The following is a 21,214-nucleotide window of genomic DNA, read 5'->3' on the forward strand; positions in this document are numbered from 1 at the left end:
CCTAACTACGGATTGTGCATGATCATTTTGATCGGTCAACCGATAAACGCCTTAACTGATCAGCATTAGGCGCACTTGGCGCCTTTTTTACTTTTTGCAGCAGGGGATTATAGGCCTGCAGCTGCACGTAGAGCGTCAGCTTTATCTGTTGCTTCCCAAGGGAACTCTTCACGACCAAAGTGGCCGTAAGCAGCAGTAGGCTGATAAATTGGACGCTCAAGGTCTAGCATAGTGATTAGACCGTAAGGACGTAAGTCGAAGTGCTCGCGGATAAGTTCGATTAAACGCGACTCATCAAGCTTAGCTGTACCGAAAGTTTCTACGCTGATAGAGGTTGGCTCAGCAACACCGATTGCGTAAGACACTTGGATCTCACACTTGTCAGCAAGGCCAGCTGCAACAATGTTCTTTGCAACGTAACGCGCTGCGTAAGCAGCAGAACGGTCAACTTTTGATGGATCTTTACCAGAGAATGCACCACCGCCGTGACGAGCCATACCGCCGTATGTATCTACAATGATTTTACGACCAGTTAGACCACAGTCACCCATAGGACCACCGATAACGAAACGGCCTGTAGGGTTGATGAAGAACTTAGTTGCTTCAGTGATAAGCTCTGCAGGTAGTGTAGGCTTGATGATAGTTTCCATCACCGCTTCTACAAGGTCAGCTTGTGATACAGAATCACAGTGCTGTGTAGACAATACGACTGCGTCGATACCTACTGCTTTACCGTTTTCGTACGCGAATGTTACCTGAGACTTAGCGTCTGGGCGTAACCAAGGTAGTGTGCCGTCTTTACGAACTTGCGCTTGGCGCTGAACTAAACGGTGTGAGTATGTGATTGGAGCAGGCATCAGTACGTCGGTTTCGTTACACGCGTAACCAAACATTAGACCTTGGTCACCAGCACCTTGCTCTTCTGGGCGAGTACGGTCAACACCTTGGTTAATATCAGGTGATTGCTTACCAATGGTATTTAGGATTGCACATGAATCAGCGTCAAAGCCCATGTCAGAATGCGTGTAACCAATTTCACGCACGGTCTTACGAGTTAATTCCTCGATATCAACCCAAGCGCTAGTCGTGATTTCACCACCAACCATAACCATACCGGTTTTAACGTAAGTTTCACACGCAACACGTGCTTTTGGATCTTGCTCAAGGATGGCATCTAGAACCGCATCAGAGATCTGATCGGCGATTTTATCTGGATGGCCCTCAGAAACAGATTCAGAAGTAAATAAATGTTTAGCCATTGTATTTATGCTCACAAATATTGCGCTTCACAAACATCAGGGACAGCGCGAAAAATTAAGGGGCGTATTCTAACCAAAAAACCTAGGCATTGACTAGTTATTTTACGCCTAGACGTCCAAAATTGTGCAAACTTTTTTATTGGTCGGAAAAAGTCTGTCTGTACCCGTTTTTTTATGGCCTTTGCCGTTGCAGTTAGCCATATAAATAAGTAAAAATGGGCTCAAACCCCGCGAAACACATTTAAAGGTAGGAGAATTCATGCCATCTCGCAAAGAACTTGCTAATGCAATTCGCGTTCTTTCCATGGACGCTGTACAAAAGGCCAAGTCTGGCCACCCAGGAGCCCCGATGGGCATGGCGGACATCGCAGAAGTACTTTGGCGCGATTTTTTAAAGCACAACCCAAGTAATCCTGAGTGGTTCGACAGAGATCGCTTTGTATTATCAAACGGTCACGGCTCGATGTTAATTTATTCACTGTTGCATTTGTCGGGTTATGACTTATCAATTGATGACATCAAAAACTTCCGTCAGCTACATTCAAAAACACCAGGCCACCCAGAATATGGTTATGCGCCAGGTATTGAAACTACCACTGGCCCATTAGGTCAGGGTATTACTAATGCGGTAGGTATGGCGATTGCTGAAAAAGCATTGGCTGCACAGTTTAACCGTGAAGATTACGACATCGTTAATCACTATACCTATACATTCTTAGGTGATGGCTGTTTGATGGAAGGTATCTCACACGAAGCTTGTTCACTCGCGGGTACGCTTGGTCTTGGCAAACTGATTGCATTTTGGGATGACAACGGCATTTCAATCGACGGTGAAGTTGAAGGTTGGTTTAGCGACGATACACCAAAACGCTTTGAGTCTTATGGCTGGCATGTTATCGCCGGTGTTGATGGCCACGATAGCGATGCGATTAAAGCTGCAATCGAAGCGGCGCAAGCAGAGTCTGACAAGCCAACTCTTATTTGTTGTAAAACGGTTATTGGTTATGGTTCACCAAATAAATCAGGTAGCCATGATTGTCACGGGGCACCACTGGGCGATGATGAAATCAAAGCTGCGCGTGAATTCCTTGGTTGGGAACACGGGGCATTTGAAATACCAGAAGACGTGTACGCGAAATGGGACGCAACAGCACGTGGTCAAAATCAACAAAGTGACTGGTTGATTAAGTTCACTGAATACCAAATGCATTATCCTGAGCTTGCTGCTGAATTTGAGCGTCGCATGAAAGGCGAGCTTCCAGCAGACTGGTCTGAGAAAACAGAAGCGTATATTGCAGAGCTTCAAGCGAATCCTGCAAACCCTGCAACACGTAAAGCATCACAAAATGCATTGAATGCCTATGGTCCAATTCTACCTGAGTTTATGGGTGGCTCTGCTGACCTAGCGGGTTCTAACTTGACACTTTGGGATCAATCTAAAGGCTTAACGGCAGAAGATGCTGCGGGTAACTATATCTTCTACGGTGTGCGCGAGTTTGGTATGTCTGCCATCATGAATGGTATTGCATTGCACAGAGGTTTTATCCCTTACGGTGCGACATTCCTAATGTTTATGGAATATGCACGTAATGCCGTACGTATGGCTGCATTGATGAAGCAAAGAAGCATCTTTGTGTATACTCATGATTCAATCGGTCTTGGTGAAGACGGTCCAACGCACCAACCAGTAGAACAAATGGCGAACTTACGCACTACGCCAAACCTAGCGAGCTGGCGTCCATGTGACCAAGTTGAGTCAGCAGTTGCTTGGCAGCAAGCGGTTGAACGCGCTGATGGTCCATCTGCACTTGTATTTACTCGTCAAGGTCTTGCGCAGCAGCCACGTACCGCTGAGCAGGTTGCAGCGATTAAGCAAGGTGGTTATGTACTATCTTGTGATGGTGAGCCTGAAATCATTCTTATTGCGACAGGTTCTGAAGTGCAACTTGCGGTTGAGTCTGCGGATAAGCTTCGTGCAGAAGGTAAAAAGGTACGTGTTGTGTCTATGCCTTCAACTGACATTTTTGATGCGCAATCTCCTGAATACAAAGAAAGTGTACTACCAAGCTCAGTAACGCGTCGCGTCGCTATCGAAGCGGGTATCGAGGACTTCTGGTACAAATATGTAGGCCTAAATGGTGCTATCGTTGGTATGACAACGTTTGGTGAGTCAGCGCCTGCTGATGAGCTATTCAAGCTATTTGGCTTTACGGTAGAAAATATCGTTGAGAAAGCAAACGCTTTGTTTGCATAATCAAAGAAAAGAAACAAAAAACCCATGCTATGCATGGGTTTTTTTATGCTTAGTGGTTTTGCTAAAAACCCCCTAAAGCTTTGAGACTGTTTCCTGCTCAAAGCTCAGGTTGGATAGCTAAACCTTAAACTGTTCTACCGATAAGCGTAACTCTTCGGCGAGTTTAGCAACCTCAGAACTGGAGATTGAGGTTTGGCTCGCACCTTCAGCCGTTTGCTCTGCGATTGTTACAATCGATTCCAAACGTTCACTAATTTCCTGTGCCACCTGCTGTTGCTCGTTCGCCGCGTTTGCAATCTCTTCACTCACATCATGAGCCTGAGAAACGGCTGCAGTGATAGAGTTTAGTGCTTCATTAGCGAGGTCGCTTTGAGTTACGCACGACTCCGCCTGCTGTTTACCTTTCGACATCGCGCCAACCGCTTCTTCGGCGCCGGCTTGTAAGGATTCAATCATTGCTTGAATTTCTTGAGTTGACTCTTGAGTCTTACTTGCGAGCGAGCGCACTTCGTCTGCGACTACCGCGAAGCCGCGACCTTGTTCACCAGCACGCGCAGCTTCGATTGCTGCGTTTAGTGCAAGGAGGTTAGTCTGCTCGGCAATGCCACGGATAACATCCAAGATACTACCTATTGAAGCGCTGTCTTGGTGCAGTTTGTTGATCACGCGAGAGGCTTCATCCACCTCTCTTGCGAGTTGCTCGATAGTGTGTTTGTTCTCATGTGAGATGCCTTTAACACGCTCAGCTTCTTTATCTGCATTTTTAATTTCTTGTAATGCTTGATGCGCGCTATTGCTTACGCCATGAGACGTGCTGCTCATCTCAGTTGTAGCGGTTGCTGCTTGCTCAACTTGTGCTTGCTGATTCTTAATTGCTTGGCTTGATTCCGTAGTGATAGTCGATGTTTCTTCGGACGCTGCAGCAAGCTGTGTCGAACGAGAAATAATACCAGTAATAAGTTCACGTAAGCTAGAGATCAGGGTGTTACAACTTCTAGATAATTCACCAAACTCATCTTTTGCTGTGTCATCTAAGCGCTGTGTCATATCGCCACTGGCGACAATGTTTAAAACTCGGTTTACTTCCAATAGTGGTTTTGTGATTCGACTAACGGTAATGTAAGCTACGCCTACTGCCATTAGCGTTGCTACAATCATCCCAATCCAAGTCCATAGGTTCGCTGTGCCTACATCGGCACGTACGCCTTGTTGTAAGTTAAAGGCGACTTGGCTTGCTTCAGAGAGTAAGTCATCTAACTGAGATAGAGCAGCTTTTGTGGTTTTCTCTGCGTCAGATAGTTCCTTACGCGTTTCGGCTAATGCGTTGATTAAGCGTTTTTGATTTTCCGCGATGCTGTTGCTGCCGCTGACGGCACCTTTTAAATTAGTGTAATAGCCTTCGAGATCAGCAAACAAACTGTTATCAAGCGCGCTAACGGGGCCACGCATTAAATCAATATTACGACCTAGTTCTTCAACGAGGTAGCTTTGATCCCTACTTACGATCTCTAGTGTATTGATGTCTTCAACAGTAACAATATCGTTGGCGCTGGTCACAACAGAAGAAAAGTTATTTTCTAAGTTATTTGCAGCTTGAAAAGCGCGTTTATCGGCATCTTCTAAGCCATCCAAATCAATGATATCAACCGTCACCATTGTCGCATCTTCTGCGGCAACATCGATAGTTGATAACTGCTCTTTTAATTTGTCCCGTAACGAAAGTTCAGTTGATTTCTCGTTTACTAAGCTGTTCATGGCTTTTACGAACGCATCATAACTTTTACCAACATCACGACTGCTTGAGGCCAGTTTATTATTAGCGGCAACGACCTGCTGCAGCTCTGAATAGGTTTTGTCAAAGATCTTCTGGCGCTCTGCAAATTGTTGTTTGAGCGTTGCCAATTCAGTCTCTGAACGTGCATAAAAACTTCCCTGAGCCATTTTGCTCATTAAAGTGAACTCTACTTGCAGTGCAGAGCTTTTAGAGAGTGCTGGTAAAGACAGGTTATTAACCTGTTGAGTTGAGTTGTCAATGTTCGCAATTCTAAATAAAGAATTGCCCCCGATAAGAAGAAGCAACAAGGTGATGGTAATAAAACCACCCCAAATACGTTGGCTAACAGTCAAATTCATAGCTGTCCTACAAAATTTACAAAGCAATACGGATACTTATCGGATTTATTGCGGATAAGTTAAGTATTTTATAGCAGATGTGACAAAAAATTTCAGTAAAAAAGGTCGGATTACAAAAAATAGCAGCTCAATGGACAAAAAGTATAAGCTTCACGTTTTCTTCGAGTGTCGTTCAGTTTAATAAAAGTTAAAGTAAGTGCTTACCTTAACGTTAATTTAGGGCAGTTACAGAGGTTAACTATGCTGATACTTTTCGCCACTGTCGATATTTATCATCGTCATAGGGCCTCCCCACACGCAGCCAGTGTCTAAGGCAATAATATTTTTCTTGTTGGTTTCGCCTTCCAAAGCAGCCCAGTGGCCGAAAAGTAGGGTGGTGTCGGCTGGTGTTTGGCTGAGTTCAAACCACGGAGTGAGACCTGCCGCATCTTTTAGGCTAGACTTGTTCTTAAGATCCAGCTCGCCACCTTGTTTTAGAAAGCGCATTCGAGTGAAGACGTTAACAATGGCTTTAAACTTATCCTGTTCACTGAGCTTATCGAGCTCAAGTCCTGGGTGAGCGCCGTACATATTTGCGTAAAACTCAGGGGCTTTTGTAGATTGATAAATGGCTTCGGCAAAGCGTGCATATTCTAGTGCTTGCGTGATATTCCAGCTTGGATGAATACCAGCATGAGAAATAAAAGTTTGCTGTGTTTCAAGCCAAATAGCCAGCGGCTGTGCACGTAATAAATCAGCATATTTCTGGCGTTTAGGGCTGGCAAAAACCGCGTCTAATTTATCTTTTGGGTTTGGAGCGACTCCCAAAGCAAGACAGGCTAAAAAGTGGAGGTCGTGATTGCCGAGTGTAATGCTAATAGAGCCAGCGTGTTGGTAGAGGAACTCTAAGCAAGCAAGCGAATCTGGGCCTCTGGCGATGATGTCACCGACAAAGTATAAATGGTCTTGGCTTGGGTTAAAACCGACTTGATCGAGTAGCCCGATGAGTGGATTGAAGCAGCCTTGCAGGTCTCCAATTGCGTATTTTGCCATCTATTACCTGTGTTTTTTATAACTCAATGTTTTTATTCTGATGTCTAGCATGTATGAGGAACGCGGGGTAAACCCGCTTCCACAAAATAAAAACAGTATCAATGCAAAATATTTGGACAGGAGAGTCTAAATACATTGATTGGCGCTTTAAACTCGGTGCCAAACTCATTACGCATTAAATAATACCCTTCCATCGTACCAACTGGGGTATCGAGCACCGCGCCGCTAGTGTACTGATAGCTCTCGCCAGGACGAATAGTGGGCTGCTCACCGACAACACCATCACCTTCTACTTCAGTCTCTTTGCCATTAGCATCGGTAATGAGCCAATAGCGACTATGTAGCTTAGCGTTACATAAGCTATGGTTTTTGATGGTAATTGTGTAGGCAAACACATATTTGTCCTTTTCAGGCTGTGATTGCGCTTCAACGTAAAAGGTCTCCACCGATACTTTAATCGGTGAGCCAATATTAGTTTGAGTTGTCATATATCCAATTTGCAATTTCAATAAACTGGTTAAGCGACAGGTTTTCAGCGCGAAGCGTAGGGTCGATCCCCAAGTTTCGCAGCTGCTCTTCGGTTAACAGGTTCGATAAGCTATTTCTTAGTGTCTTACGACGTTGGTTGAACGCTTCTAAACAAACCGTATTCAAAAGCTTAGTGCTCTTAGCTGTACGTTGCGACGGATCTTTTGGGATCAATCGAACAACGGCTGAGTCAACTTTTGGTGCTGGTTTAAAGCAATGTGGTGGTACTTCAATCACAGGAATGGCGTGACAATAGTACTGCGTCATTACACTTAAGCGACCAAATGCTTTGCTGCCAGGGCCAGCAACCATACGGTTAACCACTTCTTTTTGCAGCATAAAGTGCATATGCTCGACCTGATCGGCAAATTCAAATAAGTGAAATAGCAAAGGGGTTGATACGTTGTAAGGTAGATTACCGAAAATCTTTAGCTTTTCCCCTTCTTTGATTAAAGAAGAGAAGTCAAACTTCATCGCATCACCTTGATGAACCGTTAATTTAGGTCCCAAGAATGGATGATGGATCAAGCGCTCGGCAAGATCTTTATCAAGTTCTACAACGGTTAGGTGACCACTTAAATCACAAACAGGTTCTGTGATAGCACCTAAACCAGGACCGATTTCAACCAGATTGTCTTTTGGTTTAGGATCGATAGCAGTTACTATCTTGTCGATAATATTGTTGTCATTTAAGAAGTTTTGACCAAAGCGTTTACGCGCTCTGTGTCCGAGATGTACTTTATCTGTCATGCATTCTGTGCTTTTTTGGTTGCGAGCTTAATTGCTTCGCGGATCGCTAATTCAAAACTACCCACTTCAACATCACCAGAGCCAGCTAAATCAAGCGCTGTACCGTGATCGACCGATGTGCGAACAAAGGGTAATCCTAGGGTGATGTTTACTGAGTTTCCAAAACCTTTATATTTTAACACAGGTAAGCCCTGATCGTGATACATTGCGAGCACAGCATCGGCGTTATCTAAATATTTAGCTTGGAAAAGGGTGTCAGCCGGCAGCGGTCCAACCAAGTTCATGCCTTGTTTATTCAGCATTTCCAGTGTTGGTTCAATGGTCTCTATTTCTTCACGACCAAGGTGGCCACTTTCTCCAGCATGCGGATTTAATCCACAAACTAATACTCTGGGTTGTTCAATACCAAACTTGGTTTGTAGGTCGTGATGTAAAATATGAATGACTTTGCTGAGACGCTCAGGCGTAATCGCCTTTGATACATACGCCAGTGGGATATGCGTAGTAACTAGCGCTACACGTAGCCCTTCGGTTGCAAGTAGCATAACGACATCAGCGGTATCAGACTGCTGTGCAAAGTACTCAGTATGGCCGCTAAACGAGATCCCTGCTTGGTTAATAATACCTTTATGAACTGGGCCCGTGACTACCGCTGCGAATGTCCCATCCATATTCTTTTCAGAGGCAATGCGCAAGGTTTCTAGCACATAATGGCCATTAGTTTCATCTAGTTGACCTGCGACCACTTCTGCCCCTTTATCTACTTGAAGGTAGTAAATGGCACCCGCTGGTGCTGCTTCAGGCGCAGCGTTACAGTCGAATGGCAGTAGCTTGATTTGCTCACCAAGTTCTTTGGCGCGTTTTTCTAGAATACTTTTATCAGCCACCGCAACCAACTGAGCAGGCCACACATGCTGAGCCAGTTTGATAACAAGATCTGGGCCAATACCTGCAGGCTCACCCGGTGTAATTGCGATTCTGAGTGTCATAGCCGTTATTCCGCTTCGATAATTTCAATATGCGCTTGGTCACGCATTTCTTTAATCCATTTAAAGCTTTCTTCTTTAAATTTACGGTTAAACAGCAGACGGTGTGCGCGATTTAACTTGGCTTGTTCTGTTTTATCGGCTACGCGTTTATCTAGCAGTTGTACAATGTGCCAGCCAAATGTACTTCTAAATGGTTCACTGATCTGATCTTTTTCTAGTGACAGTAGAGTGTCCCTAAACGCTGGTACATATGTAGTTGGATCTGTCCAATCGTATTCACCGCCTTTAAGTGCAGAGCCTGGATCTTCAGAATATTCTTTAGCCAGCGCAGCAAAGTCAGCGGTACCTGCGCGCAAGTCTTTTACAAAACCGGTTAGCATCGAGCGTGCTTTTTCTTCACTTAGAATAATAGACGGTTTGATTAAGATATGACGTGAACGTACTTCGACAGTTTCAACGACTTCACGACCACGAATATCTTGTACTTTTAGAATGTGGAAACCTGCGCCTGAGCGCAGTGGACCAACGATGTCGTCTTTTTTCGCACCTTTAATGGCCTCAGCGAACAAGGTTGGCATTTCGTTAATGCCCATCCAGCCTAATTGACCCCCATCGAGCGCTTTTGAGCCGCTTGAAGAAGCAATTGCGATACGTTTAAATTCTTTACCTTCGTTCAAAAATTTAATCACGTTATCTGCGCGCTCACGAGCATCTTCAATTTCTTCTGGAGTCGCTTTATTTGGGATCTTAATCAAGATGTGGCCGATATCATACTCTTCCGAGTTACCTGTTTGCTCATTCAAGATTTTTTGCAGGTTAGTCACCTCTTGAGGGCTAATATAAATACGGCGGTCAACACTGGCACGGCGCACTTGGCTTGTGGTTATTTCTTTACGGATCTCTTCTCGGTATGCCGGGAAGCTTTCGCCGCTAGCTTCAACCGAGCGACGTAAATCAGCGATAGTACCACCTTGGTCTTGGGCAATATTCGCAATGGTCTGATCCAATTGAGCATCGGAAATTTGCATACCCATGCGATCACCCAGTTGCAACATTAAAGATTGCTCAATGAGTTTATCGATGGCTTGTAAGCGTAATGTTTTATCGCTAGGAAGCTCGGTACCTTGCTGCTCAGCCTGTTCTTTAACACGATTTATTATTTGATCGACTTCGCTTTGTAAAATTACGCCATCATTAACCGTGGCAACAACAGTATCTAGCTTTACACGCTCAGCATGTACTTGAGTAAACAGGCCTGCACTTAATGAGGCCACTAATAACAACTTTTTTAAATTCATACGGCTTTCTAAATTCTATTTATTCAAAAAATACGGTCTACGGTAACCAAAAATACCCTGTTGAAGGAGTTTACTCGCATCACCACTGCTTTGGCTTCCAAGTCCTGTAAGGACAAATTTCAGGCTGAAGCCAGAATCAAACACTGCTTCATTATTTGTCAGTGTTTGGTTTAAGTTTGTTTCAATTTGACGATTCGCAGTCACCTGAATAGCCCAACAACAAGACTGGTATTGAATACCAACAAAGGATTCAACACTTCTATTTGCCGTCATATCTCGGTGATAGCTTGCTATAAACTGCCAGTTATCGTCAATTGGTAAACTTGTAAAGAGACCGACTTGGTCAATTTCATAGTCTGAGACATCATTAACATAACGATGGTTCAATTGTACTAACTGCTTGTCGTCTCCTTTATAGTCCAGGGTAAAGTGAGACTGCACTAACTCTTTGCTATCCACATCATATTGCACTCCACCTGAGAGATACCAGCGCTTATGCCAATGTAACATGGATTCAGCGGCAAATAGTGCATTATAGTTAGTATCATCAGTAAATAGTTGTTCAGAAGGCTTTACAGATGACTCAAGATAAATGATCTGACCTGCACTGAAGTTAAAGCGTTCGACATTACTGCTATCGAATACACGCGTGGTAGCACCTACGGTGAATTGATTGGCTTCTGCAATACGGTCGTAACCCGAGTAACGGCGTGCTCTAAATAGACCAATAAAATCGTCTTGTAATTTAGCCGTGTCGTACCAGCCAATTTGGCTTTGTTCTCTGTGTGGTGTGTAAAGGTACTGAATTTGTGGCTCAAGCGTTTGTGTACCTTGTTCAAAAAAGAACTCGGTACTGCGTTCAAAATTTAGTTGTCCATGTACCCGTAAACTTGGCAATGTACGGGTGACAGACTCTTCATACTCTGTATCAGGCTCATCTATATTTTGTTCATAACGCGTGTGAAGTAGGCGTGCCTCGGAGGTAAATGACCAAGCGTAGTCGCTGCGTGAAAAAGACACGCGAGGTTCTAGGTGTAATCGCGACGCCTCTGAGATTGGCAAAGCATCATTTTGAAAATAGGCAAATTCACCCTCAAAGTCCCAATCAAGGCCAACAAGTTCATAACTGTCACGTGTACGGAAGCTAATTTGCGGTAGTGCAGTGTAGGATTCTCTGTGATCACCCAACACTTCAAAATCTTGCAACTTTAAGTCGACTAACCAGTCTTCACCAAGGTAACTTAGACTGCCGGTGCGATATAGCTGAGTGTCAGTTTCATTGGCGTATTCGGATGTTAAATCAGTGAGATAGTTATCGTCGCTCACATTTGTGATATCAACAAACGCACGCCATTTATCACTTAAATAACTTTTTTGTTGCCAATGTACTAAGTAGCGATCGTCTAGCTGCGGCTCTGAATCATCCTTACTGAGATATTCTACCCCAATTTTACCTTGATGTTGTTCAGTTAAATATCTGAACTCGGTGATAAGCTGAAATCCTTTATTAGCCATGTACCTCGGCGTTAGGGTCGCGTCGTAGTTGGGGGCTAGATTGAGATAATAAGGAGTGATCAGTTCCAAACCAAACTTATTTGAGCTGGAAATTGTCGGCGTCAGCAGGCCTGATTTTCGTCTATCATCGATTGGAAACGTAAAATAGGGTAGATAGACAATTGGCGTGTCCATAATTTTGAACACCGTATTATAGGTCTCACCCCAACCGTCTTCACGAGAAAGTACAATACTGCTTGCCTCAATACTCCAAAATGGGTCCTCAGCAGGACACGTGGTAAAGCTGGAGTTGTCGAGCGAAATTTTGCTGCCAGAGGCATGTAACTTCTCTGCACCACCACGGCCCTGCTGGTCTGTTAATTCATATTCAGCACCAAGCAAGCTCACGGTGTTAGCATTTAAATCCGCGAATAGCCCATTACTGTGAACTTTGGTAAATTGATCTCGATAGAGTAGTGGTCCAGAAGCGCTGAGCAGGCCTTCTTTTTTATCGATTAGCGCACGTCTAGCTTCTAAACTCATGATTTCAGTGTTAATCACCACATTACCCGAAAACTCAGCACTATCAGTACCTTGTAGTTCTAAGTCATCGGCAACGATATCAATGGCATGTTTGGGCAGCGAGGCTAACGGCTTCCAGTTTTCTGGCTGCATATAGTCTTTACATTGTGCGGCGACAATGTTCGTATTAGCAAAAGCTGTAGAATGAATAGCGGATAATACAGCCAAGCCCCAAATTTTGCGCATTTAATAACCTATTAGCTGAGCATTTAATTATAAGCTCATCATGATAAATGAAAACTGTCGGAAATACAGTAGCATTTAAATATTTACAAGTAGAAGGTGTAATAGTAAACCCATGAATAGTCAAAACCAGCGCGTCGAGTTTATACAGCAAGCAATACATAGCGACGATTTTATGTGTGAAGCTATCACCTCGGATGCCAGCTTCCGACGTTATTATCGCGTTAAACGACAAACGATGTCGTGGATCTTAATGGAGACACCGGTCGATAAACTCGATAATACCCCTTTTATTGGTTTAAATACGGTGTTTGCAGGGCAGGGGCTCAATGTGCCACAAATCCTTGCGAATAGTGAAGAGCAAGGGCTGTTACTGTTACAAGATTTAGGTTCAGAGCATTTGGCCGATAGGTTGGCATTGCCTTCTCGGCTAGCGGATTATCGTGCGCTGATAGCACTTATTCCAGAAATAGCCAAAACACCTAAGAGTGAATGGATGAAGCCCTATGATGCTGAGTTTGTTGATATGGAACTCAATATTTTTTATGAGTGGCTAGTAACAAAATGGCTTGGTTTAACACTCACCGAATATCAACAAGTGCAGTGGCATAATGTGAAGTTGAAACTCGTTGATGCGATGACTCGTCAGCCGCAGGTTACGATGCATCGAGATTTTCATAGTCGCAATCTGATATGTCATCAGTCACAGTGGTATCTCATTGATTATCAGGATGCGGTACAAGGACCTGTCACTTATGATGCGGTTTCTCTGTTGCGGGATTGTTACACTCGTCTTGATGTATGTGAGTTTACCGAACTTCAGCAATATAGCTTTGATTGTTTAAAGGCTGCCAACTTATTAGACGATATGGATTTTAGCACCTATCAACATTACTTTGACTTAACGGGTATGCAAAGGCACCTTAAAGCTGCTGGAATTTTTACTCGCCTGTTGCAGCGAGACGGCAAAGGCGGATACTTAGAAGATATTTTGCCAACGTTACGCTACCTTGTTGAAGTAGCAAATAAGTATAAAGAATTTCAGTGGCTTGCAAGCTGGCTGGAGAATGACATAATGCCTCAAGCACAGGCCAAATTAAGCACAAAATAGAAGTAACAATGAAAGCGATAATTTTATCTGCTGGTCGTGGTAAACGCATGATGCCACTGACCGCGAACCAACCAAAACCTATGCTTAACGTCGCAGGAAAACCCCTGCTAGAGCATCATATCGAGCGTTTAAAAGTGGCTGGGATCTGCGATATCGTGATAAATCTTGCATGGCAAGGTCAGGTGATAAAAGACTATTTCGGCAATGGTAGTCACTTCGGTGTCAATATTGAATACAGTGATGAACCTGAGGGGGGATTAGAAACCGCTGGTGGAATCATTCAAGCACTACCGGTGTTATGTGAACAGGATGACAGCTTTATTGTACTCAATGGCGATATTTTTACGGACTATGATGTCAGCAGCCTAATGCAGTTACAGCTCGGTAGCACAGCAGAGGGCCATTGCGAGGCGCACATTGTGTTGGTAGAAAACCCTGAACATAATCCTGAAGGCGATTTTTGCCTTGCCCATCAGCCGCTCAATCAGCAAAAGTATACCTTGTCTGGCATTGGCAAATATCACCAAAGTTTTTTTACCGAGCTTGGGGCTGGCTTTATAAAACTAGGGCCGTTGCTGCGCAGTGGGCTTGAGCAGCATAAAGTTTCTACTGAACTGTATTTGGGCGCATGGGACGACATCGGCACGCCAGAGCGACTAAAAATGATCAACGAAAAGTTAGGGTATAGCGATGTGGGGTAAATTATTAGGCACAATTTTCGGCTTTTTATTTGGTCGTTGGTTAGGCGCTATTTTAGGTTTTTATCTCGGCCATTTATTTGATAAAAGTTTGCGTCAGGATTTTGATAAAGTTGGTGGCTTTCAAGGTTTCATGAAAGGTGAAGAGCTACATGAGCGCCAAGCCTTGTTCTTTTCCAGCTGTTTTTCTGTGATGGGACATATTGCGAAGTCTAATGGTCGAGTCAGCGAAATCCACATTCAAGCTGCGTCTGCGTTTATGAGCGAAATGGGCTTGCAGGGTGAAGAGCGAAAAGAAGCACAACATGCGTTTACTGCGGGAAAAAGCAGTGACTTTTCGATAAAAGAAGCGGTTACCGATTTTAAAGAAGCTTTTGCCAGACGCTATGACTTGAGGCAGCTGTTTTTAGAGATTCAAATTCAAATGGCATTTTGTGATGGTCATGTGTCTGATGCGGAGAAGGCCTTACTTAAACAGGTGAGCAAGTATTTGGGATTCGCGGAAACCCACTTTTTGTTCTTGCTAAAGCGCTACCAAGCAGAATTTGAGTTTCGTCGCTCGCAGGCGTCGGGGAGATCGCAACATCAACACCAGCAGCAGGGCGGCCGTCAACCAACATCACAAGATAACGGTTTAAACCGTGCTAAAGCATTGGCTGTACTGGGATTGAGTGAAGGGGCGAATGAGCGTGAAATCAAAAAAGCTTACCGCAAACTGATGTCGCAGCATCACCCAGACAAATTGGTGTCTCAGGGATTACCTAAGCATATGATGGAAGTGGCAAAGCGCAAAAGCCAAGATATTCAGTCTGCCTATGAATATTTAAAAAAGAGCTAATTTGAAACACTATAAGACGCGTAAAAAACCGAGTAACTCCTTTCTGAGCCTTTGATGTTGGAGCGGATCGGTTTTTTCTCCAAAAAGCTCTCGTTGGCGGTAATCAAATTTACTGTTTTTTCTCGCCCAGCGCGCTCTGTCCGGCGTATTGTCGACCACAATCGGATTGTCAAAACTGTAGTAAACATCCAGTAAAGCAGGGCTTATCAGAGAAAGGTTGGATGCCAAGTGCTTTTGCCGCGTAGCATTAGGCAGTTGTGGGCTAACAACGGCAAAGGCATCGATACGTAAATTGGGCAGGGTTGCTAAGTGCTCTCCAAATAAGCCTGCGCTATTACCAAATGCGACAACCACCAACTTTTCTGTTTGAGTCATGGACAGGGTGTTGTAAAGCACTTCAAAGCGGCTGATCAAGGCCATTTTATATTCGTCGAGATTAGATTCTGAAATGGGTGCAAGCGTTTGCTGAGCCGGTTTTTCAGCTTCGGGGAGCGCGATGTCTTGCTCTAGCAGACTCGGTGCATAAGAAAGGTCCGGTGGAGTAAGGGTATACGTGTCGTAGCCATCATCGCTTAAGCGTTTTGCAAGAAAGCTTATGCCGCTGTTATTGAGAGGCGGAGTTTGCATGTCTGGTAATAAGATCACGATGCCTTCACGAGCAGCTGCCATATATTCTTGATGAAATACATAAAAGCTTTTGTTTTCGCTTTCCAATTTAATCAATTGCGATGGCTCGTAGAAGCGATTAGCGTCTTGCTGATAAAGAGAACCAAGCGGTGCTGCATCAATATGTTCTGCTGCAAAAGTCGTCGCGGGTAAAGTGGTAGCAAGTAATAAAAGCGTTCTGATGATCATGGTACAAGCGCGTAAAATATCATAATTAGTTATCGACCAGTTAAGTGAAAGCTTTAGCTGTCGCTATTTTTTAGCGTTTTAAGTTAAACTGCTCGGCAGTGGAAATGAAAGGAGAAATTTGTGCAGTATAAAGATAGCAAACGAGACTATCTCTTTATGTTTTTAAAAGGGGCCGGAATGGGGGCTGCGGATGTTGTCCCGGGCGTTTCCGGCGGCACTATTGCTTTTATTACTGGCATCTATGCACGTTTTTTAACTGCCATTAAAAGTGTGAACTTACAGGCTTTGAGCACTTTGCGTCGTGACGGTCTAAAAGCAACTTGGCAGTACATTGATGGTAGCTTTTTACTGGCGGTATTTTCTGGTTTGCTCATCAGTGCAGCGTCTTTGGCGAAGGTGATCACTTATTTATTGGAAGCACACCAAACACTGGTATGGTCATTTTTCTTTGGTCTTATCGTCGCTTCTTTTATCTATGTTGCAAAACAGGTCTCTCAGTGGAACGGCCAAAATATTATTGCCTGCGCAGTTGGAGCTATTGTAGCCTTTGCTATTACTTCCCTTTCACCAGCTGAAGCGCAAGCATCTCATTGGATGTTTTTTATCTCCGGTGCTATCGCCATTTGCGCGATGATCTTACCTGGGATCTCAGGGAGCTTTATCCTACTGTTATTGGGTATGTATGGCCATGTACTCAGTGCGGTGAACCAGCTTGAATTTGGCTTAGTAAGTTTATTCTTACTAGGTTGTATTGTAGGGTTAATGTCGTTTTCGCGCCTACTCAGCTGGCTATTGGCGCACTATCAGCAAGTAACGTTTTCGCTACTAGCTGGCTTTTTACTTGGCTCGCTTAATTTATTGTGGCCTTGGAAACAAGTGCTTACGACTTACGTGAATTCCAGTGGTATAGAAAAGCCATTGAGTCAGGCCAATATTTTGCCAGCACAATACAGTACGCTATACGGTCAAGATCCAAATACGCTGGCATGTATTGCGCTTGCCATCTCAGGCCTTGCGCTGATCTTAACTATTGAAAAGATAAGCGAAAAATATTAATAAAATAGACATCTAGAACAATAGACACGCGTTGAGCTTACGTGTCTATTGTTCTAAACCACCCCGTTACAGAAAGCCGCGGTGCTTTTGCAAATGGCGCGACGTAAGTCACAGAATGAATTTTGCTTACATCGAAAACCACCAGTGAATTAAACTTAGGAGCATAACTTTTAGTGGGTGTGCCATCGGGTTCAAAAAACTGCAGTAGCCCGCCCCAGTCAGGGTGCCAACTTTTGCTTAGGCTGAGTACATAGGCATAAACCCGACCCTCAGCTTCAACAATGTCATTATGTCGAGTTAAATACTGACCACCAATAAATCGTGTTGCTTGGGCAGAGGTACGGATAATGTTCTGTCCAGATATCGCAGAAAAGCAGGACTGTACAGCGCTACTATTGAGATTATTGTAGAGTTTTTTCAGCGTCTCAGGGCTCGTCGATTCTATGGAGTGGCGGCCATACATAAAACCAACACCACGTGATGCATAGCTATGTATATCTTCGAGCAAGGCTTGCTGCTCTTGCGGTGTTAAGGCAAGAATATCACTGTCTTTGACTGATTTTGCTGCCCCGTTATGAAAAAGTGCGAGTTGGTAGTCTAGGTTACAGAGGCACTCATGTAGTTGTTGAGCGTTTGTATCGTCTAGAATATTTTCAATCCGTGCAAAGCCTTCGTTGCTCAATTTTTGCTGTAATTCTGTTTGTTGTTGCTGCGAAAGTTGAAGCATAAATACCTACTGCTGATGTATGAGCCTGTTTGTACTACTGTAAACAGGATGCCTTAGACTTCAGTCCAATGCTGATTATTTTTTATCTATGCTAAAGTGAGTTTGGCTGAAATGCTATCCCTCTGCACTCATCGATAGGCAAAAAAATGAAAATCAATGGACTACTGCTATTCTGTTGCGCATGGGTCATATCCGTGATCCCATCACCAGCCTTGGCGGCTCAAGGCACCTTAGATCTTACTAGCTCGACACTCGGTTTGGTTTGTATTGTTGTCTTCGTTTTAGCATACGTACTTGTGATGCTTGAAGAAAAACTCCATATGCGAAAATCAAAGCCAGTGCTTGTGGCGGCAGGCATCATTTGGCTCATGATTGGGGCGTATTACGTCAACCAGGGGCAACCCGATGTTACCGAGCACGCATTTCGGCACAATTTGTTAGAATTTGCGGAGTTGATGTTGTTCTTGCTGGTTGCGATGACTTATATCAACGCACTAGAAGAGCGCCGCCTCTTTGATGCGCTACGAGCGTGGATGATCCAAAAGGGCTTTAGCTATAAGAATCTCTTTTGGATCACTGGATTTTTATCCTTTTTTATCTCTCCAATTGCAGACAACCTAACAACAGCCTTACTAATGTGTGCCGTGGTGATGAAGGTAGCTGAAGGTGACAAAGAGTTTATCAATTTAAGCTGTATCAATATCGTGATAGCAGCCAATGCTGGCGGTGCATTCAGTCCCTTTGGTGACATTACCACTTTGATGGTATGGCAAGCCGGTATGGTACATTTCAGTGAATTTTTAGCGCTATTTGTTCCTTCACTGGTCAATTACATCGTACCAGCACTCGTAATGAGTTATTTTGTGGCGGATAGAAAGCCGAGTGCAGTTTACGAAAGAGTAGAGCTTAAACGCGGCGCTTTAAGAATTTTAACTTTGTTCCTACTGACTGTCGCAACCGCTGTGCTCTCACATAGTTTGCTGCATTTACCACCGGTCCTTGGCATGATGATGGGCCTCGGTTACCTACAGTTTTTTGGTTACTTTCTAAGAATGACATTACCGGGGTCATTAGCACGCAAGCGAGCGATGGCGGAAAGAGAAGGGGATCAAGAGCGTCTTGAGAAGTTAGGAAGTGTTGTGCCATTTGATGTCTTTAGCAAAGTTTCACGCGCTGAGTGGGATACCTTATTATTCTTCTACGGTATTGTTATGTGTGTTGGTGGCCTTGGGTTTCTCGGTTATTTAAGTTTAATGTCAGAGATATTATATGGTGAATGGTCTGCAACCTATGCCAACGTATTCTTAGGGATTATTTCCGCGGTCATCGATAATATTCCTGTGATGTTTGCGGTGCTGTCGATGCAACCTGAAATGTCACATGGCCATTGGTTGTTGATCACGCTTACGGCTGGGGTAGGGGGGAGTTTACTTTCTATTGGCTCGGCGGCAGGTGTTGCGCTCATGGGGCAAGCTAGAGGCTATTATACTTTTATGGGGCACTTAAAATGGGCACCCGTGATTTTGCTTGGTTATATCGCAAGTATTTTATGTCACCTGTGGCTTAACGAATCTGCTTTTAGCGTGTTTGGCTAGCGCTTACACAAGGTGTAGTGAGAGTGAATAATCAATATGTGCTTCACTCTCACTGTCTTTATTGCTCGGCGAGGTAATGCCGATAACGTTGCACCCATTCCTGTGATACTGGTTTATCCATATTCAGCACCTTCTCGACTTCAGTAATTACAATTGCACCATGTATTTTTCCCACCATAACGGGCGTCGCGACATCAGTGTTTAGTTTGATGCAACCATTAATCACTTCCACGGCCGCTACTCCTAATTCCGTGGCGAGCATTCTATCTTCAACAGATGGTGCCCCACCTCTTTGAATATGGCCTAACACGCAAAGTGCACAATTGATATCGTCATTGCTATTTAACTCTGTTTTAAGCGCTTGGGCGCCGCCTGGCCATAAATTTTCGGCCAGTATTATCAAAAAGCTACCGTGTTGATGTTGCTGCTCGATGGCATTTTTGAGATGAGCTAAGACCTGAGAGGTATGCTCTGCCGTGCAGTTTTCAAATGAAATGATAGCCTCAGCACCTGTCGCAATACCTACATGGTAAGCAATATGTCCGTTATGACGACCCATCACCTCGGTGATAAAAACTCGCTCAAAGGCATTTGCGGTATCGCGGATTTTATCTATTGCAGAGGTGGCAGTATTGACGGCTGTGGAGAAACCAATGGTGTTGTCACACCCTGAAAGGTCGTTATCTATAGTACCGGGAATACCAATTAGTTGACCTTGCCAGTGAGCTGCCAGCGCCTGCATTCCCCTAAACGAGCCGTCACCACCAATCACGATAAGTACGTTAATATGGAGCTTCCTCAGGGCATTTGCTGCTTGCAGCACGCCTGAAGGTTCTAGCATCGCAGGGCAGCGGGCACTTTTTAGAATTGTGCCACCAAGTTGGGTGATATCTGTGACGGACACCGTACTTAGCTCGGTGTACTCTTGATTAATTAGACCATTGTAGCCATGAAAAAAGCCAAAACATTGAAATCCAGATCTCAAGGCACTTAACGTGATAGCCCTAATTGCTGAGTTCATACCCGGCGCATCGCCACCACTTGTCAGTACTGCTATCCTTTTCGTCATGTCGCCACTCTATTATTGCTTGGTTATTCTTTTTGTATACTACTAGAGTGATTTGAAGACAAGTTGATCGATCTTAAAGATAGAGATTAAATGCGAGGATATAGAAGGTAAAACGGCATTTAGGTCTACCTAAATGCCGTTTTAATTAACGTTGCGTGACTTTGCTAGCAAGTGCTTCACGTTGTGCGGTCGGTAGGTTATCTACGACGATTTGATAAGAATCATCGATCATTTTCTTTATTTCGTCTGCTGGAATAGTGCCATCTAAAATGACTGTATTCCAAAGGCGCTTATTCATGTGATAACCAGGCACAACAGACGAATACTTGTCTCTAAGCAATAATGCTTCGTCAGGGTCGCATTTTACATTTAACCACCAAACAGGTTCACCATTTTCATCTACTTGCCCTTCTTTCCCCTCAGCTAGAGTTGCAAACATTTTATGCTGAACTTTGTACACATCTACGTCTTGCGCAAAAGGTTTAGTGATAAAGGTTGCAGGCTTGGCCTGCAAATATTCATGTACGCTTTTCTGATCCATAGCCCGTGTCCTTGAAGTAACAGTTAATACTACATGAGAGTAAGTTTAGCAGTTCTTGTGATAATACTGTAATCGTCTATCAGTAAAAACTATCAGAAAGTCTATACTATGGCGTTATAACGCAGACAATTATTGAATAACTGACCGTTTTATATCGGTTTAACTCACAGTTGATGATTAAAATAAGTACAGTGTGTAAAAGCACTAAAATTTCAATCGTCT

18 protein-coding genes are annotated in these 21,214 nt (G+C 44.0%); 6 read left to right on the forward strand and 12 right to left on the reverse strand.

Annotation, left to right across the window (positions count from 1 at the left end; translation table 11 throughout):
• Nucleotides 1–107: 107 nt before the first annotated feature.
• Complete coding sequence (metK, locus tag CKO50_RS01225) at nucleotides 108–1,259, reverse strand: methionine adenosyltransferase (protein ID WP_010606001.1); 1,152 nt, start codon at nucleotides 1,257–1,259, stop codon at nucleotides 108–110.
• Nucleotides 1,260–1,518: 259 nt separating this feature from the next.
• Here metK and tkt point away from each other — a divergent pair, with 259 nt between their 5' ends.
• Complete coding sequence (gene tkt, locus CKO50_RS01230) at nucleotides 1,519–3,513, forward strand: transketolase (RefSeq protein WP_095726687.1); 1,995 nt, start codon at nucleotides 1,519–1,521, stop codon at nucleotides 3,511–3,513.
• Nucleotides 3,514–3,630: 117 nt separating this feature from the next.
• On the opposite strand, the gene CKO50_RS01235 is transcribed toward tkt, so the two are convergent.
• The 7 genes from CKO50_RS01235 to lptD form a co-directional block, all read right to left on the reverse strand.
• Nucleotides 3,631–5,646 carry a methyl-accepting chemotaxis protein gene (locus CKO50_RS01235; RefSeq protein ID WP_095726688.1) on the reverse strand — a complete coding sequence of 672 codons (2,016 nt, stop codon included), beginning with the start codon at nucleotides 5,644–5,646 and terminating at the stop codon, nucleotides 3,631–3,633.
• Nucleotides 5,647–5,880: 234 nt separating this feature from the next.
• Nucleotides 5,881–6,678: a symmetrical bis(5'-nucleosyl)-tetraphosphatase gene (locus tag CKO50_RS01240; protein ID WP_095726689.1), complete on the reverse strand. Its 798-nt coding sequence runs from the start codon at nucleotides 6,676–6,678 to the stop codon at nucleotides 5,881–5,883.
• Between the two features lie 98 nt (nucleotides 6,679–6,776).
• Nucleotides 6,777–7,166, reverse strand: a complete 390-nt coding sequence (gene apaG / locus CKO50_RS01245) for a Co2+/Mg2+ efflux protein ApaG (RefSeq protein ID WP_010374721.1) — start codon at nucleotides 7,164–7,166, stop codon at nucleotides 6,777–6,779.
• Nucleotides 7,150–7,956 (reverse strand): 16S rRNA (adenine(1518)-N(6)/adenine(1519)-N(6))-dimethyltransferase RsmA, encoded by an 807-nt coding sequence (gene rsmA, locus CKO50_RS01250; protein WP_095726690.1) that lies wholly within the window; start codon nucleotides 7,954–7,956, stop codon nucleotides 7,150–7,152. Before rsmA ends, apaG begins: the two co-directional genes overlap by 17 nt.
• Entirely contained in the window at nucleotides 7,953–8,945 is a 993-nt protein-coding gene (pdxA, locus tag CKO50_RS01255) for a 4-hydroxythreonine-4-phosphate dehydrogenase PdxA (RefSeq protein WP_095726691.1), read from the reverse strand. Before pdxA ends, rsmA begins: the two co-directional genes overlap by 4 nt.
• 5 nt (nucleotides 8,946–8,950) lie before the next feature.
• The gene (gene surA, locus CKO50_RS01260) at nucleotides 8,951–10,243 is read right to left on the reverse strand and encodes a peptidylprolyl isomerase SurA (protein ID WP_095726692.1); all 1,293 of its coding nucleotides are present in this window, start codon (nucleotides 10,241–10,243) and stop codon (nucleotides 8,951–8,953) included.
• A gap of 15 nt (nucleotides 10,244–10,258) precedes the next feature.
• The gene (lptD, locus tag CKO50_RS01265; protein ID WP_095726693.1) at nucleotides 10,259–12,505 is read right to left on the reverse strand and encodes an LPS assembly protein LptD; all 2,247 of its coding nucleotides are present in this window, start codon (nucleotides 12,503–12,505) and stop codon (nucleotides 10,259–10,261) included.
• Between the two features lie 112 nt (nucleotides 12,506–12,617).
• Here lptD and CKO50_RS01270 point away from each other — a divergent pair, with 112 nt between their 5' ends.
• From CKO50_RS01270 to djlA, 3 genes are read left to right on the forward strand one after another with little or no spacing between them, the layout of a single operon-like run.
• Nucleotides 12,618–13,613 carry an aminoglycoside phosphotransferase family protein gene (locus tag CKO50_RS01270; RefSeq protein WP_095726694.1) on the forward strand — a complete coding sequence of 332 codons (996 nt, stop codon included), beginning with the start codon at nucleotides 12,618–12,620 and terminating at the stop codon, nucleotides 13,611–13,613.
• Between the two features lie 8 nt (nucleotides 13,614–13,621).
• A complete protein-coding gene (murU, locus tag CKO50_RS01275) occupies nucleotides 13,622–14,314 on the forward strand; it encodes an N-acetylmuramate alpha-1-phosphate uridylyltransferase MurU (RefSeq protein ID WP_095726695.1) in 693 nt (230 codons plus the stop codon).
• Nucleotides 14,304–15,149: a co-chaperone DjlA gene (gene djlA, locus CKO50_RS01280; RefSeq protein ID WP_095726696.1), complete on the forward strand. Its 846-nt coding sequence runs from the start codon at nucleotides 14,304–14,306 to the stop codon at nucleotides 15,147–15,149. The genes murU and djlA overlap by 11 nt, the downstream gene beginning before the upstream one ends.
• 9 nt (nucleotides 15,150–15,158) lie before the next feature.
• Here the strand turns inward: djlA and CKO50_RS01285 are convergent, their stop codons facing one another.
• The gene (locus tag CKO50_RS01285; RefSeq protein WP_095726697.1) at nucleotides 15,159–16,004 is read right to left on the reverse strand and encodes a DUF3530 family protein; all 846 of its coding nucleotides are present in this window, start codon (nucleotides 16,002–16,004) and stop codon (nucleotides 15,159–15,161) included.
• Nucleotides 16,005–16,124: 120 nt separating this feature from the next.
• On the opposite strand from CKO50_RS01285, the gene CKO50_RS01290 reads away from it, so the two are divergent.
• Nucleotides 16,125–17,060, forward strand: a complete 936-nt coding sequence (locus tag CKO50_RS01290) for a DUF368 domain-containing protein (protein ID WP_095726698.1) — start codon at nucleotides 16,125–16,127, stop codon at nucleotides 17,058–17,060.
• Nucleotides 17,061–17,097: 37 nt separating this feature from the next.
• On the opposite strand, the gene CKO50_RS01295 is transcribed toward CKO50_RS01290, so the two are convergent.
• On the reverse strand, nucleotides 17,098–17,787 hold the full coding sequence (locus CKO50_RS01295) for a 2OG-Fe(II) oxygenase family protein (RefSeq protein WP_095726699.1): 690 nt from the start codon (nucleotides 17,785–17,787) through the stop codon (nucleotides 17,098–17,100).
• A gap of 146 nt (nucleotides 17,788–17,933) precedes the next feature.
• Between CKO50_RS01295 and nhaD the strand changes: the two genes are divergently transcribed.
• Nucleotides 17,934–19,382, forward strand: coding sequence for a sodium:proton antiporter NhaD (nhaD, locus tag CKO50_RS01300; protein WP_095726700.1), 1,449 nt, complete (start codon nucleotides 17,934–17,936; stop codon nucleotides 19,380–19,382).
• 58 nt (nucleotides 19,383–19,440) lie between these two features.
• Here nhaD and CKO50_RS01305 read toward each other — a convergent pair whose 3' ends face one another.
• Together CKO50_RS01305 and CKO50_RS01310 are read right to left on the reverse strand one after the other, a co-directional pair.
• Nucleotides 19,441–20,451 (reverse strand): ATP-dependent 6-phosphofructokinase, encoded by a 1,011-nt coding sequence (locus CKO50_RS01305; protein WP_095726701.1) that lies wholly within the window; start codon nucleotides 20,449–20,451, stop codon nucleotides 19,441–19,443.
• Between the two features lie 145 nt (nucleotides 20,452–20,596).
• Nucleotides 20,597–20,992 carry an MmcQ/YjbR family DNA-binding protein gene (locus CKO50_RS01310; protein WP_095726702.1) on the reverse strand — a complete coding sequence of 132 codons (396 nt, stop codon included), beginning with the start codon at nucleotides 20,990–20,992 and terminating at the stop codon, nucleotides 20,597–20,599.
• Nucleotides 20,993–21,214: the final 222 nt, after the last annotated feature.

It is taken from the genome of Pseudoalteromonas sp. HM-SA03, from assembly GCF_002289345.1.
Classification (GTDB): domain Bacteria; phylum Pseudomonadota; class Gammaproteobacteria; order Enterobacterales; family Alteromonadaceae; genus Pseudoalteromonas.

Excerpts from the sequence above, each read along its gene's own strand:
- metK (WP_010606001.1), bottom strand. The coding sequence starts at position 1,259 with ATGGCTAAACATTTATTTACTTCTGAATCTGTTTCTGAGGGCCATCCA.
- tkt (WP_095726687.1), top strand. The coding sequence starts at position 1,519 with ATGCCATCTCGCAAAGAACTTGCTAATGCAATTCGCGTTCTTTCCATG.
- CKO50_RS01235 (WP_095726688.1), bottom strand. The coding sequence starts at position 5,646 with ATGAATTTGACTGTTAGCCAACGTATTTGGGGTGGTTTTATTACCATC.
- CKO50_RS01240 (WP_095726689.1), bottom strand. The coding sequence starts at position 6,678 with ATGGCAAAATACGCAATTGGAGACCTGCAAGGCTGCTTCAATCCACTC.
- apaG (WP_010374721.1), bottom strand. The coding sequence starts at position 7,166 with ATGACAACTCAAACTAATATTGGCTCACCGATTAAAGTATCGGTGGAG.
- rsmA (WP_095726690.1), bottom strand. The coding sequence starts at position 7,956 with ATGACAGATAAAGTACATCTCGGACACAGAGCGCGTAAACGCTTTGGT.
- pdxA (WP_095726691.1), bottom strand. The coding sequence starts at position 8,945 with ATGACACTCAGAATCGCAATTACACCGGGTGAGCCTGCAGGTATTGGC.
- surA (WP_095726692.1), bottom strand. The coding sequence starts at position 10,243 with ATGAATTTAAAAAAGTTGTTATTAGTGGCCTCATTAAGTGCAGGCCTG.
- lptD (WP_095726693.1), bottom strand. The coding sequence starts at position 12,505 with ATGCGCAAAATTTGGGGCTTGGCTGTATTATCCGCTATTCATTCTACA.
- CKO50_RS01270 (WP_095726694.1), top strand. The coding sequence starts at position 12,618 with ATGAATAGTCAAAACCAGCGCGTCGAGTTTATACAGCAAGCAATACAT.
- murU (WP_095726695.1), top strand. The coding sequence starts at position 13,622 with ATGAAAGCGATAATTTTATCTGCTGGTCGTGGTAAACGCATGATGCCA.
- djlA (WP_095726696.1), top strand. The coding sequence starts at position 14,304 with ATGTGGGGTAAATTATTAGGCACAATTTTCGGCTTTTTATTTGGTCGT.
- CKO50_RS01285 (WP_095726697.1), bottom strand. The coding sequence starts at position 16,004 with ATGATCATCAGAACGCTTTTATTACTTGCTACCACTTTACCCGCGACG.
- CKO50_RS01295 (WP_095726699.1), bottom strand. The coding sequence starts at position 17,787 with ATGCTTCAACTTTCGCAGCAACAACAAACAGAATTACAGCAAAAATTG.
- nhaD (WP_095726700.1), top strand. The coding sequence starts at position 17,934 with ATGAAAATCAATGGACTACTGCTATTCTGTTGCGCATGGGTCATATCC.
- CKO50_RS01305 (WP_095726701.1), bottom strand. The coding sequence starts at position 20,451 with ATGACGAAAAGGATAGCAGTACTGACAAGTGGTGGCGATGCGCCGGGT.
- CKO50_RS01310 (WP_095726702.1), bottom strand. The coding sequence starts at position 20,992 with ATGGATCAGAAAAGCGTACATGAATATTTGCAGGCCAAGCCTGCAACC.